A 17,106-nucleotide genomic window follows, 5' to 3' on the forward strand; every position below is an offset into this window, starting at 1 on the left:
AGGGTAAGTGGAGGGGGATTCATTAAGGAGAACGACTTTTCTGATCCGGAAATTTTACTATCCATATGGCTTGGAAGCAGGGCGATAGTTGAATCGATGAGATGAAGCAGCTTGGTGGCCATATCTTGCTGGCAGTTCAGCATAAAAAAGCGGTGAATAAGGAGGGCGGTTCGATGCTGCGCACATATATTTTACTTGGCTTTGCTTTTGTTTTTTTTCATTTGCATGCCACTGGTGATATAAGCAAATACATTAATATGCGCTACTCTTACTTGTCGTTTAGTGCCATTTTTTTGTTTGTTTTTCTAACGGTTATTCAATTTATCATCGCAAATCGAAAGGAGAAACATACACATCATCACCATTGTCATGATGATTGCTGCCATCATCATGAAGAGGGGCAGCCGAAGTGGAAAAAAGCGCTTAATTATGCTATTTTCATTTTTCCGATCGTCTCAGCATTAGCATTTCCCATCGCTACGTTGGATTCAGACATTGTCAAAGCCAAAGGGTTTCATATTCCAGGATTTGATACGCAAAGCGAAGACCCTACCGTGCAGCGGCAGTTTTTGCGTCCTGATACAAGCATTTATTATGATCGAAGCGGCTATGAGGATTTAATGAGAAAGGATTTGGCTCAATTCTCTAAAAAATCCAGTCTGATTCTCAATGACCAAAACTATTTAAAAGCGATTGAGACCATTTATCAATTTCCAGGTGAGTTTAGCGATAAAGAGATTGAATTGGATGGCTTTGTTTACCATGATGAAACAACGAATAAGGACCAAGTATTTATTTTGCGATTTGGCATCATCCATTGTGTAGCTGATTCAGGGGTCTATGGACTGCTGGCTGAGTTTGCAAAACCGCCTGCTCTCAAAAATGATGAATGGATTCATATAAAAGGGGAACTATCCACTATGTATTACCAGCCGTATAATGCTGTTATTCCATATGTGAAGGTAGCATCTTGGCATACGATGAAACAACCGGAAGAGCCCTATGTGTTTCGCGGCTATGACCGTTAGCAAATGGAATAGGAGATGGATGATCGTCAGACAGCCCTTGCCGTTTATTAAGCAGCAAGGGCTGTCTGCCTATGCTGGCTAGCCGCAGCAATTCAATACTTCTCCAAGCTTTAAGCAGCGCAGCCGTTCTAGATCGAGCTGGCGCCTTTGCCATTCAGATACGAGACGGTCAAGCGCTTCCTGCGGTGTGTCATCAGCGAGGCGGAACGCTCCATAATGCATGGGAATAAATATATTGGCTTGACAGTCCATAAAGGCTTGAACGGCTTCCTCAGGAGTCACGTGCTGCGGCCCCATAAACCATTCTGGTTCATAAGCGCCGATGGGCAGGAGCGCATAGTCGATAGAAAAACGTTCACCAATTTCGCGAAAGCCGCGAAAATAGCCGCTGTCACCGGCAAAATAAAAGGTTGGCTGTCCATCTGTATGGATGATCCAGCCCCCCCAGTGGGAGGTATTCATATCTAGCAATGTTCTTCTTGTCCAGTGCTGTGCGGGCACAAAGGTAAAGAATGTTCCTCGATACTCCACGGTATCCCACCAAGAGCATTCTGTCACATGTTGATATCCTTTTCGGCGGAATAGACGTCCAAGGCCAACTGGAACGAAAAAATGAGGATTTTCTTTTAGTTTGCGAATGCTGGAAAAATGTAAATGGTCGTAATGGCCGTGTGAAATAAGAACAATATCGACAGTTGGCATGTCGTTGATCGCAATTCCCGGAGCAGTAAGCCGTTTAGCTGTCCCCATTCTTTTAGCCCATACAGGGTCTGTCACAACCGTTATTCCATTTGTTTGGATAACAAAGGTAGAATGGCCGATCCATGAAAGCAATGTATTCGCTTGATTCTCATGAAGCTGTTGATATTCAGGCGGATCAACGTGTGGAACTTGATAGGAAAGATCCTTTTGTTTGGTTTTTCGTTCTTTTTGCCATCGACGAAAGTCAGAAAATGTTTTTTTAGTCGAAATAAGGTCTAAATTTTCATATCGCTTCATGATGCTTTCCTTCCTTTTTAAACCGTTTGAGAGCTATCATATCACATTCTCTCTTCCTGCTGCTTTGACAGGTTCATTTTTCACGATGTATCTAAATGATTTGTACGAACGGCAAATAAAAAGTGAATAAGATGGTCCGCGCAAAAGGCGGACCTCCATTCATTTTATATGGAACAAGTAGTCAAAATTAACGGTCCGTTTTTCGTAATGGCAATTGTATGCTCGTATTGGGCAGAATAAGATCCGTCTACCGTTCTGGCTGTCCAGCCGTTCTTGTCCATGCGGCTCTGCCATTTTCCGGTGTTTACCATCGGTTCAATCGTAATCACCATGCCCTCTTTTAGGCGCATCCCTTTTCCTTTTTGCCCGAAGTGGGGAATGAACGGTTCTTCGTGAATGGTCGGACCGATGCCATGACCCGTAAAGTCGCGGACAACTGAAAAACCTTGTGCTTCCACATATGTTTGGATAGCATAACCGATATCCCCGATCCGGTTTCCGACTACAGCCTGTTCAATTCCTTTATATAAAGATTGTTCCGTAACAAATAACAAGGATTTCAGCTCCTCGCTGATTTCGCCAACGGCATATGTCCATGCCGAATCAGCAAGCGCTCCATGCAAATTTACAACGAAATCAATGGTGACGATATCCCCGTTTTTCAGCGGCTCATGGCGTGGAAAACCATGACATATTTCATCATTGATCGAAGCGCATGTGGCATATTGATAGCCTTTATACCCCTTTTGTTCTGGAGTAGCTCCATGTTGAGCTAAAAAATTCTCAACAAAATGGTCAATTTCTGCTGTTGTTATTCCTGGCTGAATGAGTTTGGCAATTTCTTGATGGCAAGCAGCCAGTAATTTTCCGGCTTCCTGCATAAGCTGAATTTCTCGTTCTGTTTTTAAATGAATCATTGTCAATAAGCTTCTCCTTTATTCTCATCTTTCTTTCTTATTTTAACATATTTGCCGAGAAATCTCTCATCTTGACAGCGCGTAGGCTGGAGCGGTTCATATTATGTATATGAAGGAAAAGGTTAAATGACTAGAGCATTTTCTTGGTCGCTGGCCGTCTGCTTTTGTCTTGATTGCGCTAATGGGAAATAGATACATACGGTTGTCCCTTTGTTAACTTCGCTTGTAATATGAATGGTTCCGTCCATCGATTCAACGATGCGATAAACGACCATCATGCCAAGTCCTGTTCCTTTTGTGCCTTTCGTCGTAAAATAAGGTTCACCAAGCCGGTCGATTTGTTCTTTTGTCATGCCGATTCCTGTATCACTCACGCGGATTAAAATTTGCTCATGCTCAATAGATACATAAATATCAAGTGTTCCGCCATTTTGCATTGCTTCAATGGAGTTTTTCATAATATTCAATAAACATTGCTGGAATTTTTCTCGTTCTCCTTTTACATGGAAGGGGATTAACGATGCTTGAATATCCACACTGTTCATGTTGGCAAGCGGACGCAGCAAATCAATGACTCGTTCAATTTCTGTTTTGACATTGAGCTTTTCTACATATTCTGGGGCCGGTTTAGCAAATGTCAAATAATCCGTAATAATCGACTCCGCCCGATCTAATTCTTCGATGGCAATTTGGATGTACTGCTTTCGTTTTTCCGGTGGCAAATGGCTCTGCTCAAGCAACTGCATAAAACCTCGGGCGGCAGTGAGCGGATTGCGCACCTCATGAGAAATGGAAGCGGCTAAGTGGCTAACGACTTCCATTTTTTCTGCTCGAATAATTTGTTTGCGCAATGAGTTGTTTTTATAAAGCATTTCTTTTAAATAACAGGCTGTTGCCATGCTAATGGGTTGAATAATCAAATACGAAGACCAAAACGGCAGCGATGAGAACGCCATTTGATCCAATAGGACGGTCAACATCCCGGAAAAGGTGGATAAAACAAAGGTGAGCAAGATACGCTGCTTAACAGACAATGATAAAAAATATTTTGACAGCAGCATGCTAACGAACATCACAAAAAAGGATGGCATGACGGTAATCATCCATTGTTCTTTTCCTAAAAGTATGTGATATCCAATTGCAAGCAAACAAAGAATGAAGCCAACAAGCGGTCCTTTATATAAACTTCCGAGCCAAAGAGGAATTTGGTGCAGATTGTAATCGCGCTCTGTGTCGGTGCTGATTGGAAAAGTCATGCAAAGAAAGGTCGTTAAAGCAAACGAAACGGTTAGCACATGATTTTTAAGCAGTTTTGGCACCTTTCGTTCCTCTAGCCATAACGGAACGGCGAAAATGGGAGCTAAAATGAAAAATAAATTCAACAAAAAATCCTTCAAAATATTAAGCATAAAAGCACCTTCTTTCGCATTTCGACAGCATGTACTAGTCTATTTCATTGTAAACAAAAAAACTGTCAAATGTTAAGGGGGAATCATTAGAGTTATTTTGACATAAATCCTGCTTTTTCAACACATTGATGCATAAATGACAAGGTTCGTTTAACTGCTCAAAAATTTGTTGATTTTTTTTGGTTTATTGTTCAATATTTTCTTCTATATAATTTTATTGGAATGGAAAGAAAAAGGGGGAGTTTTATGACAGGGGATCAGTATAACCAACTTATCCAATGGATTCAGCAAAAACAGCCTGTCAAAATCAAGATGCGTCATGGAGAAGCAACATTTTTGCCGGTAAAGCTATATCAAGATGCGCAAAAATTATTTGTATACAACAGAGAAATGCGGTTGATGAATATTGCTTTTGACGATATTATCTCCATCAAGCCAACACGTATTTACGGTTCGTTTGATCGGCGCAAGCTGATACATATGTATATGCTGTAAAAAAAGGGCGGTCTGTGACCGCTCTTTGTCGCTTTTAGAGGTTTTATATGGATAGGTGGCCAACGCTTTTCCTTTTGTTATATACTATGTGTATGAAAAATGAAACAAATCTGAAACCTGTGTTTCCTTTGGCTAGCAAGCGAGCCGTTGTTTGGTCTATGGTCGTTTAAATTAGGATCCGCGGTGCTAGGTGAGCATAACGTACGGTTACTACTTTAACATCTATTTTCATGTGAGCAGGTGATGCCCCCCGCCTCTGAACGTTGGTTTTTACATGGATATACAAGTCAATCAAGCTCTAAACGTTTTAGAGACTGTTGACCAATGTTTTGTATTCTTCATTAGGGACCTCGCATGGCTGCGCTCTTAAGCCATTTGCGGCGGAAAAAATCGACATAAGATAGTTTACAAGAATGATAGGGCAAGGTTCATGGGGATTTTGTCTAGCAAATAAACATCATTGCAAGGAAGGGGAAGCAAAATTGAAGGGAAAACGAGTCGTTTTATGTGCATCAAGAAAGCTGGAAGAAATGGCAACATTGATTGAAAAGCAAGGAGGCATTCCGCTTGTGCGACCTGCTCAAGGAACGGTATTTGCTAAAAAAGAAGAGCTTGTTCACGAAATCGAAGAGGTGATTGCAAGCCGCCCAAGTTGGATGATCTTTACAACGGGGATTGGAGTAGATGCATTATTAGAAGCAGCTGAGCGAGGAGGAATGAAAGAAAAGTGGCTGGAGACGATTCGGCAAGCGAATGTTGCTATTCGCGGCTATAAAACGGCAGCCGCCCTGAAACGAATCGGAATCGCTCCTATTGCGGAAAGCGATGACGGAACGACGAAAGGATTAATTCGCTCGCTACAATCATTTTCATTTGCTCAAAAACGTGTGGTTGTCCAACTATACGGAGATACTGCTCCGTCATTAAAGCAATTTCTCCAGGAATCGGGCGCCATTTATACGGAATTGTTGCCTTATCAGCATATTGCACCAGATGAAGCGGTTCTTGGGCAGCTATATGAAGAAGTGACGAACCAGCAGGTTGATGCTGTTTGTTTTACGACAGCGATGCAAGTGCGTTTTTTCTTTTCTTTTGTTAAGGAAAAGAAAGACCTTGAGCAGCTGCGTCGGGCTTTTGCTAGGGATGTGGTCGCTTGTGCCGTTGGGAAAGTAACGGCTGAGGCGCTTTCTGAGGAAGGGGTCGATCGCATCGTTGCTCCAGAGCTGGAGCGCATGGGAGCGATGATCATTACTCTTGCCAAACACTTTAGTGCTAATTAAGAATGGCGAAAATAACAAGAAAGTTTTGTATGCTTTTTCACAAAGCGATGTAAAAAGAGAAAAAAACTAAACATTATATAAATCTTAATAAAGGCTCTTTTTCTGTAAATAACTCGTCGGTTTTGATTTGCAGCTCAATTTCTTTAGCAAGCAGTTCGGCATCATGAAATGAGTAAAGCGGCAGTGAGGCGAGATGAGGATATTCGTAGTAAAATATGTTTTCATTGTTTGACGGGTATACTTTGACGGTCCAATAATACAGCTCGCTAGCGTGGTCCGTTGGCGAGCCTTCTAAGGCGATGACCCAATGGGTTGCGGAAAACAACGTTTTTTTGTTTTCAGAAAGATTTTGTATAAAAGCGTTGCGGTCATTTTCCCCCATTGGAATAGCCGAGGTAGGATAAAGTTCTTTGTAGTTTGGAAACATAGCACCCCTCCCTTATATACATAATATATGTGCCCAAAACACAAAATGCCTTCTTTTTTAAAAAGCGAGGAAATGAAATAGAGTGGATGAGAAAAAATGAACAGGCAATCAGCAAGCCGGTTTAAACACGTGTGAGAAGTAATCATGGTGAGAGGGATTTACCTAGAATAATGGCTAAAGTTTTTCACCAATTTTCTTACTGTCTATTGCGATTAGGCGCTTTTCGTATTAGAATGTGAGGAGACGAACAAATATTCTTTTTTGTGGTATCATTAATGAAAACGTGTTTGTAGGTGATGGTTGATTGCGGTATCATACTCATGTGGTGACATCGTTGTGCATTGGAGCGGCAATCGCTTCACAAACCTCTTTGCCGTTTACGATTAGCTATACGGCCGGGATTATAGCGGGGAGCTTGCTGCCGGATATTGATGAACCGAAATCATATGTCGGCCGCCGGTCATTAGGAGCTGCGCAAAAAGTGAAGCAGGCGTTCGGCCATCGCGGAATGACTCACTCGCTTTTTGTTTGGGCTGTACTCGCTCTTATTATTATGCTTGAATCGCCGTCGGTTTTTGCAAGCGGGCTCGTATTGGGTTATTTGCTTCACATTTTAGAGGATTTTTTATCGGTTCAGGGAGTGCCGCTGTTCTGGCCTTTGCAGGATAAACGATACAAAATTCCGTTATACCGGACAGGGAGCCGCTTGGAAACGGTCCTCTTTTATGGTTCCTTTTCGTTGCTGATCTACATAGCCAGCCAGTATCAGCTGTTTCATGAATGGCTGCGATCGCTGCGGTCGTTTTTTCAGCAAATATGGTGAGGGGGCGAACATCTCGCTTTTTTTTCTTAAACAAATCTGTTATGTTTATGTTAGGTAGGACGCTGAAAGAAATGAGGTAGGGGAAATGGAAACACCCTTTGATCTGCTGCCCTATTTATCGTTAGTGAGCGCTTTGTTTGTAGCGATGAAATGCTACATGACTCAATATCGGAAAAATAGGCTGTTTCTCCATCAGCTTGAGTTTTATGATGTGGAGGTACACAGCCGGCAGCAGGATAATCAATGGATACGGCTGCCGCTGTATCGCTTGTTTATATGGAGGCAGCGAAAGATTCCAGTCAGGGAACGATCGCCTGTTTCCGATGAGGATGGAAGGAGTCTCCTTGCTTTTCGCTAAAAAGAGAATAAGCAAGGAGGCTAAATGATGAAGAAAAAATGGCTGTTGATGTTATTCGTGATTGTCGGAGTGTTAAGTGGCTGCAATCGCAATGCTCCGATTAATGAGCATAGCCAAGGAATTTGGGATCATTATTTTGTTTATCCAATGTCCAAGCTGCTTTTGGTATTGGGAGATTTGTTTGGTGGAAACTATGGCCCGGCGATCATTGCTGTTACGTTGATGGTGCGGTTTTGTTTGCTTCCGCTCATGCTGAAGCAGTTCCGAACATCGTTAGCGATGCAAAAGCTTCGACCGGAGATCCAAAAATTGCAGGAAAAGTATAAAAGCAAAGATATGCAAACACAACAAAAGCTTCAGCAGGAAATGATGCAGCTATATCAAAAGCACGGAGTGAATCCGATGAATGGCTGCCTGCCAGCATTAATTCAAATGCCGATTTTTATGGCACTGTATTATGCGATTCGACGGACGCAGGAAATTACACTTCATTCATTTTTATGGGTACAGCTCGGGCATCGCGACCCATATTTGATTTTGCCGATTTTAGCTGCTCTCACAACATTCATCTCCATGAAATTGTCACCAACGATGTCGGAGCAGCAAATGTCACAAATGGCCATCATGTCCTATATTATGCCGATCATGATTTTTATAGGGGCGAACTCTGTTCCGTCCGCTTTATCATTATATTGGGTAGTCGGCGGTTGTTTTTCGATTATTCAATCGTTGATTTTTCGCATGCAGCTGAAATCAGCAAGAATGTCAAACGAGCAGGCATCGTAATGAACAGACCGCTTCCATACGAATGGAAGCGGTCTGTTTTTGCTATATCTTGCCTTGTTTTCGCAAAATGTGTTCCATTTCATTGACGAGCGAATCGAAGTAAGCGAAAAGACTATTTAACGGTTGCGGAGAAGTCATATCCACTCCGGCTTTTTTTAATAAAGAAATTGGATCATCCGATGTTCCGGAGCTTAAAAATGTTAAGTAGCGCTTTGTCGCTTCTCCTGTTTGGTCTTTCTTCATTTGTTTGACGAGCTCAAACGATGCGGCAATCGATGTTGCATATTTATATACGTAAAAGGCGTCATAGAAATGAGGAATGCGCAACCATCCAAGACCGGCTTCAGGATCTGCCGCATAAGCAGGGCCGTGGTATTTTTTCAACAAACGAAGCCAAAGCGCATTCAAATCTTCAGCGGTTAGGCTGCCGCCCTGCCGCACCTGATCATGAATCGTTTTTTCAAATTCAGAATACATCACTTGTGTATATAAGGTACCGCGAATTTGATCAATTTGTTGATTGAGTAAATATAACTTTTCTTCATCGTTTTTTGCCTGTTTGATGAAATAATCCATCATCAGCCACTCGTTAGCTGTCGAAGCCACTTCTGCCGTAAAGATGGATTGCCCTGAATAGCGGTAAGGTTGTGTTTGGTTTGTATAGACAGAGTTCATAGCGTGGCCGATCTCATGAGCGATCGTCAATGTTTGGTCTAGTGAATGGTCATAATTTAACAAAATAAACGGATGGGTATCATAGGCTCCCGTGTTATATCCGCCTGTATATTTTTTAGGGCGGGGATAGACATCAAGCCAACGATGGTCAAAGGCATATTTCACTTGCTTTATATATTCTTTGCCGAGCGGTTTTAAGCCTTCGAGTATAAGCGCCTGTGCTTTGTCAATCGGAAACCTCATTTGGTTGGCCACTGTTTGTGAGACGAGCGGAACGTACATATCATAGCTATGAATTTGATCTGTTTTCAATATGTTTTTTCGCAGCTCCACATAGCGGTGCAGCGACGATAAATGCTGGTTGACTCCTGAGATCAGATTCGTGAACACTTGTTCCGGTACATCATCGGCCGATAGAGCCGCATCAAGGCCTGATTTGTACCGGCGTGCTTTGGCATATAGCTCATCCGCCTTAACGGAAGCATATAATGTTGCTGCTGCGGTATTTTTGATGGACTCATAGCTTTTAAAAAATGTTTGGAACGCCTGCTGGCGATAGGCCCGGTCGGGGTGCTCAAGCGCTTTTAAATAATTGCCTTCTGTAAGCTGCACCGTTTGGCCATCCGCCGTTTTCATAACGGGAGGAGTATAATCGCCTCGTGAAGCGTTATTGTAAATATTTTCGGCATCGCTTGTGATTGGAGAGAGCTTAGCGAGCAGTTGTTCTTCCTTTTTTGACAACGTATGCTTTTTTTGCTCCAGCAGCTCTTGAAAATAGCGGCGGTATCCTTTTAGTTGTTTGCTTGTTTGAAAATCATTCAGCTTGCTTTTAGGAAGCGATAAAATTTCTGGTTCGATAAATGAAGTAGCGGCTTGATAACGAGAAAAAAGCACCTCTAGCTTCGCCTTTAAACTGGCTGCTGTTTTGTCTTCAATATTTAAATCTTGCTTCATATGTGCATAAAGAGAGAGTTTTTCAAGCGTGCGCGCTGTTTTTTCCTGCAGAGCGAACAGTTTGGCCACATTGCTTTCGTTATGAAGCTTTCCTTGATAGGATGATAATAACGGGATGTTTTTGGCTGCTTTTTCGTAATCTTTGTTGAAATCGTCTTCAGATGGATAAATATCGGCGAGATTCCAAGTATAACGTTGAGCGTTGCTTGCTGCTTGTGTATGATGGAGCGGAATGATAATCATCCACAGCGTGAGCATGATGAGAAGCATTCGCTTCATTTTTGCCACTCCCTTTCCTGTAGGTTCCATATAGTAGTATGTGCAAAAATAGCGAACTTACTCGATAGAGATGGATGGAACTTGGCATGTTTACCTTTGCATGCAGGAGTTTGGCCTGTTTTTCAACGGTCATGTTCGTGATGGGACTTTTTCGACTGGATATTTTTGGGATATCCTTCGGTTCATCTTTAAAGTTGATTAATATAGAAAAATGTCGTTTATCGGTTAAAGGAGAAAGAAGCTATGAAAGTGATTATCGCGGAAAAACCAGATCAAGGAATCGCGTTGGCCTCGATTTTTCAGACCAAAAAACGCCAGGGCTATCTTGAAATTTTACCAAACGAGTTGTTTCCAAAGGGGGCTTATATGACATGGGCAGTCGGCCATTTGCTCCAGCTGGCTCCGCCTGAACGGTATCGGCCGGAGTGGAAGCAATGGAAGCTGGAAATGCTGCCGATCATTCCCGAGCAATTTCGCTATGAAGTGGAAAAATCCAAGGCGAAGCAGTTTCAAATAGTGAAGGAGCTCTTGCGAAAACCGGAGGTTATAGAAATTATTCACGCAGGAGATGCCGGGAGGGAAGGAGAGCTGATCATCCGCAATATCATTCACATGAGCGGTGTGAAAAAGCCGATGAAACGTCTTTGGATTTCTTCGTTAACTCCAAAAGCGATTGATGAAGGATTTCGCCGGCTGCTTGATGAAAAAGAAACATGGCCGCTATTTGAAGAGGCATATGCGCGCGCTTGTGCCGATTGGCTTGTCGGCATGAACGCGTCTCGCATTTACAGCATTTTACTTAAACAAAAAGGAATGAATGATGTTTTTTCAGCTGGAAGGGTGCAAACCCCCACTCTCGCTTTAATTGTCAAGCGTGAAAAAGAAATCGAAAGCTTTAAACCAGAGCCGTTTTGGGAGGTTGTTGCTTCATTTGTTATGAACGGCAAACATTATGAGGGCAAATGGATGCAACAGCAGGATTCTCGTTTAAAGGACCAAGAGCTGGCCAATAAAATTGCCGCATTTTGCCAAGATAAACAAGCGGAAGTCAAAGAAATCAAGACGGAACGAAAAACGTTTCAGCCGCCGCTTTTATTTAACTTATCGTCGCTGCAAGCAACGGCCAACAAACTTTATCAATTCTCTCCGCAAAAAACGCTTGATATTTTACAAAAGCTATATCAAAGAGGAATCGTTTCGTATCCCCGTTCTGATTCACAATATGTAACAAGAGGGGAAGCGGAAGCGTTTCCGGAAATTTTGCAAAAATTAAACCAATTTGCAGCGTATCAATCCTTCTTTCCGCTTCCAAACACAAGTATTTTACATAATAAACGTTATGTAAACGAAAAAAAGGTGACAGACCATTATGCGATCATTCCAACTGAGCAGGTGGTGAATCCTGAAACGTTATCGAAAGAGGAGCGAAATATTTATGATCTAGTTGTCCGGAGATTGCTTGCTGCCCATTATCCTGAAGCCATTTTTGATTATACGACAGTGACGACGCTTGTTGATGGGCGGGCGGTTTTCATATCAAAAGGAAAGCAGCAAATTCAGGAAGGATGGCGGAAAGTTTTCTTTCAGCATGACGAAGAGAATGTAGCCGCTCTTCCGCGGCTTGCGGAAGGAGAACGGGGGAAAGTGGAAAAAGTCGATGTGAAAGAAGGCAAAACGCAGCCGCCAAAGCGGTATACAGAAGGTCAATTGATTACGTTGATGAAAACAGCGGGGAAATTTTTAGAAAACGAAGAATTGGAAAAAGTGCTTGCTAAAACGGAAGGTCTCGGTACGGAAGCGACACGGGCTGGCATTATTACGATGTTGAAAAACCGAAAGTATATCGAAGTGAAAAAAAATCAAGTATATGCTACTGACAAAGCAAAAATTTTAATTGAAGCGATTGGGGATAAGATTTTAGCCTCGCCGGAAATGACCGCAAAATGGGAGCAGCGTTTAAGCGAGATTGGCGAAGGAAAAGCCTCTGCTTCCCTATTTATGGAACAAGTAAAAAAGCTGTCGATAAAAATCATAGAAGATGCAACAGCGATGGCGAAGGATTGGAATTTCTCAGGATTCGATACCGCTTCTATTCAGCGTACAACATCGAAAGCAACGCTTGGCAAACCGATCGGCCAATGCAAGTATTGCGGCGGAACAGTCATTGATAAAGGAGAGTTTTATGGCTGCGCGCATTATGCGAAAACAAAATGCTCATTTACGATCTCAAAGGTGATTCTCGGTAAAAAGATTTCACAAACGAATGTAAAAAAGCTTCTGCAGCACGGAAAGACAGATTTAATCAAAGGATTTAAAAAAGGGGATAAAACATTTAATGCCCATTTAGTGTGGAATGAGCAGGAAAAAAGAATTACTTTTTTGTTTTAACATTATCCACCAAGAAGTCTCCCGTCTCTTTAACGGATTGTAGGTGGGGGAGGCTCATTGCAAAATATTAAAAAATGCTTGCTCCTTTTTCTACCCGGCATAGCTGAGCACGTGCCGGGTAGAAAGCAAACTTAAGCAGCAACCATTAGCAATGGCGAAAGATTTCCATAAACTGATCTGGCTCATGCAGCACTTCAAATCCGAACGGCTGGTAAAGACCATGCGCATCCTTTGTCACTAATAAAAAGCGACGGATATTGAGAAGATCCGGGTGCTGCAGGACACATTCTACCAGCCACTTGCCAAGCTCTCTGCCGCGATAGGCTTCATCAATAAAAACATCGCATAAATAGGCGAATGTCGCTCCGTCAGTAACCACGCGTGCAAATCCAATCTGTGTCTGGCCGTGAAAAAGAGAAAAGCATAGCGAATGTTCAATCGATTTGATAATCGTTGTTCGTTCCCTTTGATTGGCCCAATAGGACTGAGCCAGAAACTCGCATACGCGGTCCATTTGAATGAGGGCACGATTAGTGGAAATCATCATATCATTTCGTTTATATTCAACGACTTGAAACAAAGCGTTTCCTCCTCCCTATTTCGACGAATTATAAGCGATTTTAAGAAAAAAGACAATGCTGGGTACTGGGCAAAGGAAAAAAACAACGGCTTTGGGCAGCCTATCATATATCGCTTTTTGTTTCCTCCCTCTTATTGGTGTAAGAGCTTCATGCCTTTGCGTGACAAGGACGAACCGAACCGCCGACTCCTTCAATCAGATGATTTATTCAGCGTTTATAGCCCGTTTGGCGGAACTTTTCTATTGCTAAAGGGCATGATGGATTCAAAGCAACGTCATTTTATGGTGGAACAGAAGGCACAGATGTTTGACAGGAGCGAAATTCAAAGGTACATTGAAGCTAACAAACACGAAATGCAAAAGATGTAAAAAACACATAATGAAGGAGGAAGGATAAGAATGGATATGATTAGAAAAATGTTGGCGTTTGGGCTTGGTTTGGCGTCTGTCAGCAAAGAGCAAGCAGAGAAATTGGTGGATGAGCTAGTGAAAAGAGGAGAATTATCTTTAGAAGAGTCAAAAGATGTAATTGATCAATGGATTCGGCAAAAGGAAGAAGGGAAAGCGGAGTTTCAACGCGCTGTGCGTGAGCAGCTAAAACAAATGCTTGATAAACTTGATTTAGCTACAAAAGAGGATATTCGCCAATTAGAAGAACGAATTCAACGCTTGGAGCAGAAAAACGAGTAAATAAAAAGATTTTGGAGCTGCAAAAGGAGACAGACCAATGGCCGGAAAAAGGATGCGTCATGTAAGTCGTTATCGGGAGATCGCTGTCGCTTTGATTCGCCATGGCTTTGGGATCGTAGCGGAGGAAATCGGGTTTTCCCAGTTTCTTTCTCTTCCACAAAGATTATTTTTCGATGCGCAGGAAAAGAATGAAAAAACAATTGGAGAACGAATCAGGCTCGTTTTACAGGAGTTGGGTCCAACTTTCGTGAAGCTGGGGCAGATTGCGAGCACGCGTCCGGATTTAATTCCTGGCCCTATTATTCGGGAATTGGAAAAGCTGCAAGATCAAGTTTCTTCTTTTTCATTTGCCGAAGTCGCACGAACAGTTCAAGAGGAATTAGGAAGTGATGTGGATCGATTGTTTCAACAGTTCGAGGCGGTTCCGATTGCGGCCGCTTCGATTGGACAAGTTCATCGAGCCATCTTGCATTCAGGAGAACAAGTCGCTGTTAAAATTCAGCGCCCGAATATCGCCCATATGATTGAAACGGATTTAGAAATTCTGCAAGATTTAGCGATTCTCGCTGAGCGCCGCCTTTCATGGGCTGCGCAATATCAAATCGGCGATATGGTTGAAGAATTCTCGCAATCTCTTCGGGCCGAGCTTGATTATACGATTGAAGCGAGGAATGCTGATAAAATTTTTCAGCAATTTAAACAAGATCCTAGCATTTATGTTCCAAAAGTATTTTGGGAGTATTCAAGCAAAAAAGTGCTAACGATGGAATATGTGGAAGGAATCAAACTTAACGAGTTGGAGCGGCTGAAGGAAAGCGGATATGACTTGAAACATTTGGCCGAACGTCTAACCAAGGCAATTTTGCAACAAATTTTAAGAGAAGGGTTTTTCCATGGAGATCCTCATCCCGGCAATCTATTCGTATTGCCGGGGGAGGTGATCGCTTTTATTGATTTTGGGATGATCGGGCGTCTGACGCCAGATATGAAATATCACTTTTCTTCGTTAGTGATTGCTTTAATGCGTCATAATACAGATGGGATCGTTAAATCGCTGTATCAAATGGGGCTTGTTCCTGAGCATGTCGATGTATCGCGATTGCATGAGGATATCGAACAATTAAGAGAGAAGTACTACAATGTTCCGCTCAGCCAAATCAGTCTTGGCGAGGCGCTTCATGATTTGTTTCATGTTGCCTTTCAACACTCTATTCGCATTCCGAAGGATTTAACCCTTCTGGGAAAGACGTTGCTAACAGTGGAAGGCGTAGCAGAGCAGTTAGATCCGGAGCTGAACATTCTCAATATTGCTGAACCATTTGGACGCCAGCTATTAAAGGAGCGCTTGCATCCTAAACATCTAACCGAAGAAGTGTGGAAGCGCGTGTTCAATTATGGAGAAATGTTGCTGGACTTCCCTAAGAACATGAAGGAGTTAACGGCATTTATTAAACAAGGAAAGCTGCATTTGAAAATGGATATTCCTGAATGGCCGCTTTTTTTAAAAAAATTAGATCAAATTAGTAATCGCTTATCCTTCAGTATTGTGCTGCTGTCTTTCAGCATTATTATGGCAGGGATTATTATTGGCTCTTCTTTAGGTAGGCAATCGACTTTACTTTGGAAAATTCCAGTAATTGAGATTGGGTTTGGTATCGCCTCTTTGATGTTTTTATGGCTGTTATATTTAATTTATAAATCCGGACGGTTTTAGCTGTTGACCTAATCGCTGGTGGTGGATTACTTGTTTTATTTCTCGTGCTGTATAAAATGGAGAACCACGGTTAGAGGATAGGCCGCTGACTTGTCTCGGTCACGCCAAAGCGTGCTGTCGAAACCTGCTTATATAGGGACTGCCTGCAGAGGCTCGACTAGAATGTGTTACGATAATAATTTTATGTAAACAATCCGGTGTGCTGATGATCCAATAAAAATCATTGGCATTACTTGATTCCCAGCTTTTCTGCCGTAGTCGGCAAGCAAATGACTTGCCGACTGGGCATGCATATGGCAGAAAAGCTTGTGTCTAGCTCAATCATTCCATATTTTTAGTAAAATGATCATCCACACTTGCGGGAAACCATATTAGTTCTTCTTATTTCACCGTTCCTCTGTTTTTTTTTGACGGATTTTGCAGGATTTTTTTTCAAAATGTCAAAAGGATTTAATAGACAAAGAAAAATGGGGGAAGGGAAATTAAATGAAGACAGCAGATTTATGTGATCAATTTTTGTCGGAGCTGCAAGTGTGCCAATTACCGTTGCATTCTTATGGCGGAAAAACAGAGTTTTCCGGACCGATTGCCACTGTTGAGGTATTCGAGGACAATGTGCTCGTTCGCGAAGCGCTAGAAACCATTCCGGCAGGCACGGTGTTAGTTGTTGATGGAAAAGGTTCGCGAAATTGTGCATTGCTCGGAGATCGTCTGGCACAAATCGCTTGTGAACGAGGACTTGCAGGCGTGATTGTCCATGGTTGCATTCGCGATTCAGCTGAAATTGCGCAAATGCCGCTTGGCGTAATCGCTCTTGGGACATGCCCTGTCAAAAGCAAAAAAGAAGGGAAAGGGGCGCGTGATCGCGTTCTTGAATTCGGGGGCGTACATTGGGAGCCGGGCGCGCATGTGTATGTTGATAGCGATGGAGTTGTTGTCGCTAAAACAAAACTGTTCGAAAAATAAAAATGGTTGACTTTTTTCGAAAATTCATCATATCATTGTGGAGGAACAACTGAATCATTGAATCGTTTGCTAAAGCAAGTAAGGTGCCTTTCTCTATTGGGACAGGCTTAAAAGGGAAGTACGGTGAAAAGCCGTCACGGTACCCGCCACTGTGATGAGGAGCTTCATTGCATCATGTCACTGAAGGAAACTTCGGGAAGGCGCAATGAAGCGATGATTCTAAGTCAGGAGACCTGCCTTATTTGCTCGGCCGGATACCTACGGGATTATAGGTAGACGTGCGGGGGAATGGTATACATATGCATTTGTGATTGGCCGTATGCATTTTTCTGCACCTC

The 17,106-nt window shown here is 42.5% G+C and carries 16 protein-coding genes and 1 riboswitch; of the genes, 10 read left to right on the forward strand and 6 right to left on the reverse strand.

Annotated features, from left to right (window positions below):
- Positions 1 to 173: 173 nt before the first annotated feature.
- Positions 174 to 1,028: a TIGR03943 family putative permease subunit gene (locus GRQ40_RS08140; RefSeq protein ID WP_044743426.1), complete on the forward strand. Its 855-nt coding sequence runs from the start codon at positions 174 to 176 to the stop codon at positions 1,026 to 1,028.
- A 78-nt stretch (positions 1,029 to 1,106) separates the two neighbouring features.
- On the opposite strand, the gene GRQ40_RS08145 is transcribed toward GRQ40_RS08140, so the two are convergent.
- The 3 genes from GRQ40_RS08145 to GRQ40_RS08155 all read right to left on the reverse strand — a co-directional run bounded on the left by GRQ40_RS08145 (position 1,107) and on the right by GRQ40_RS08155 (position 4,353).
- Positions 1,107 to 2,030: an MBL fold metallo-hydrolase gene (locus GRQ40_RS08145; protein WP_201295992.1), complete on the reverse strand. Its 924-nt coding sequence runs from the start codon at positions 2,028 to 2,030 to the stop codon at positions 1,107 to 1,109.
- A gap of 161 nt (positions 2,031 to 2,191) precedes the next feature.
- Positions 2,192 to 2,944 carry a type I methionyl aminopeptidase gene (map, locus tag GRQ40_RS08150; protein WP_044743428.1) on the reverse strand — a complete coding sequence of 251 codons (753 nt, stop codon included), beginning with the start codon at positions 2,942 to 2,944 and terminating at the stop codon, positions 2,192 to 2,194.
- 122 nt (positions 2,945 to 3,066) lie between these two features.
- On the reverse strand, positions 3,067 to 4,353 hold the full coding sequence (locus GRQ40_RS08155; RefSeq protein WP_066149156.1) for an ATP-binding protein: 1,287 nt from the start codon (positions 4,351 to 4,353) through the stop codon (positions 3,067 to 3,069).
- 246 nt (positions 4,354 to 4,599) lie between these two features.
- Between GRQ40_RS08155 and GRQ40_RS08160 the strand changes: the two genes are divergently transcribed.
- Together GRQ40_RS08160 and GRQ40_RS08165 are read left to right on the forward strand one after the other, a co-directional pair.
- The gene (locus GRQ40_RS08160) at positions 4,600 to 4,848 is read left to right on the forward strand and encodes a hypothetical protein (protein WP_044743430.1); all 249 of its coding nucleotides are present in this window, start codon (positions 4,600 to 4,602) and stop codon (positions 4,846 to 4,848) included.
- Positions 4,849 to 5,330: 482 nt separating this feature from the next.
- Positions 5,331 to 6,128, forward strand: a complete 798-nt coding sequence (locus tag GRQ40_RS08165) for a uroporphyrinogen-III synthase (RefSeq protein WP_159719713.1) — start codon at positions 5,331 to 5,333, stop codon at positions 6,126 to 6,128.
- A gap of 73 nt (positions 6,129 to 6,201) precedes the next feature.
- On the opposite strand, the gene GRQ40_RS08170 is transcribed toward GRQ40_RS08165, so the two are convergent.
- Positions 6,202 to 6,555, reverse strand: a complete 354-nt coding sequence (locus GRQ40_RS08170; RefSeq protein ID WP_066149160.1) for a hypothetical protein — start codon at positions 6,553 to 6,555, stop codon at positions 6,202 to 6,204.
- Between the two features lie 304 nt (positions 6,556 to 6,859).
- Between GRQ40_RS08170 and GRQ40_RS08175 the strand changes: the two genes are divergently transcribed.
- From GRQ40_RS08175 to yidC, 3 genes are all read left to right on the forward strand, one after another.
- Positions 6,860 to 7,378, forward strand: coding sequence for a metal-dependent hydrolase (locus GRQ40_RS08175; protein WP_066149162.1), 519 nt, complete (start codon positions 6,860 to 6,862; stop codon positions 7,376 to 7,378).
- Positions 7,379 to 7,463: 85 nt separating this feature from the next.
- The gene (locus GRQ40_RS08180; protein ID WP_066149164.1) at positions 7,464 to 7,736 is read left to right on the forward strand and encodes a hypothetical protein; all 273 of its coding nucleotides are present in this window, start codon (positions 7,464 to 7,466) and stop codon (positions 7,734 to 7,736) included.
- Positions 7,737 to 7,763: 27 nt separating this feature from the next.
- On the forward strand, positions 7,764 to 8,522 hold the full coding sequence (gene yidC / locus GRQ40_RS08185; RefSeq protein WP_080861807.1) for a membrane protein insertase YidC: 759 nt from the start codon (positions 7,764 to 7,766) through the stop codon (positions 8,520 to 8,522).
- A gap of 42 nt (positions 8,523 to 8,564) precedes the next feature.
- Here yidC and pepF read toward each other — a convergent pair whose 3' ends face one another.
- Complete coding sequence (pepF, locus tag GRQ40_RS08190; RefSeq protein WP_080861810.1) at positions 8,565 to 10,430, reverse strand: oligoendopeptidase F; 1,866 nt, start codon at positions 10,428 to 10,430, stop codon at positions 8,565 to 8,567.
- Positions 10,431 to 10,673: 243 nt separating this feature from the next.
- Here pepF and GRQ40_RS08195 point away from each other — a divergent pair, with 243 nt between their 5' ends.
- Entirely contained in the window at positions 10,674 to 12,818 is a 2,145-nt protein-coding gene (locus GRQ40_RS08195) for a DNA topoisomerase III (RefSeq protein ID WP_159719714.1), read from the forward strand.
- Positions 12,819 to 12,963: 145 nt separating this feature from the next.
- On the opposite strand, the gene GRQ40_RS08200 is transcribed toward GRQ40_RS08195, so the two are convergent.
- Positions 12,964 to 13,398, reverse strand: a complete 435-nt coding sequence (locus tag GRQ40_RS08200) for a GNAT family N-acetyltransferase (RefSeq protein WP_044743438.1) — start codon at positions 13,396 to 13,398, stop codon at positions 12,964 to 12,966.
- A gap of 399 nt (positions 13,399 to 13,797) precedes the next feature.
- Between GRQ40_RS08200 and GRQ40_RS08205 the strand changes: the two genes are divergently transcribed.
- From GRQ40_RS08205 to rraA, 3 genes are all read left to right on the forward strand, one after another.
- Complete coding sequence (locus GRQ40_RS08205; protein ID WP_044743439.1) at positions 13,798 to 14,088, forward strand: phasin family protein; 291 nt, start codon at positions 13,798 to 13,800, stop codon at positions 14,086 to 14,088.
- Positions 14,089 to 14,125: 37 nt separating this feature from the next.
- Complete coding sequence (gene ubiB, locus GRQ40_RS08210; protein ID WP_159719715.1) at positions 14,126 to 15,802, forward strand: 2-polyprenylphenol 6-hydroxylase; 1,677 nt, start codon at positions 14,126 to 14,128, stop codon at positions 15,800 to 15,802.
- Between the two features lie 486 nt (positions 15,803 to 16,288).
- A complete protein-coding gene (gene rraA / locus GRQ40_RS08215; protein WP_159719716.1) occupies positions 16,289 to 16,768 on the forward strand; it encodes a ribonuclease E activity regulator RraA in 480 nt (159 codons plus the stop codon).
- 64 nt (positions 16,769 to 16,832) lie between these two features.
- A riboswitch (cobalamin riboswitch) is annotated at positions 16,833 to 17,024 on the forward strand.
- Positions 17,025 to 17,106 lie beyond the last annotated feature (82 nt).

It is taken from the genome of Anoxybacillus sp. PDR2, assembly GCF_009834045.1.
Lineage (GTDB): Bacteria > Bacillota > Bacilli > Bacillales > Anoxybacillaceae > Anoxybacteroides > Anoxybacteroides rupiense.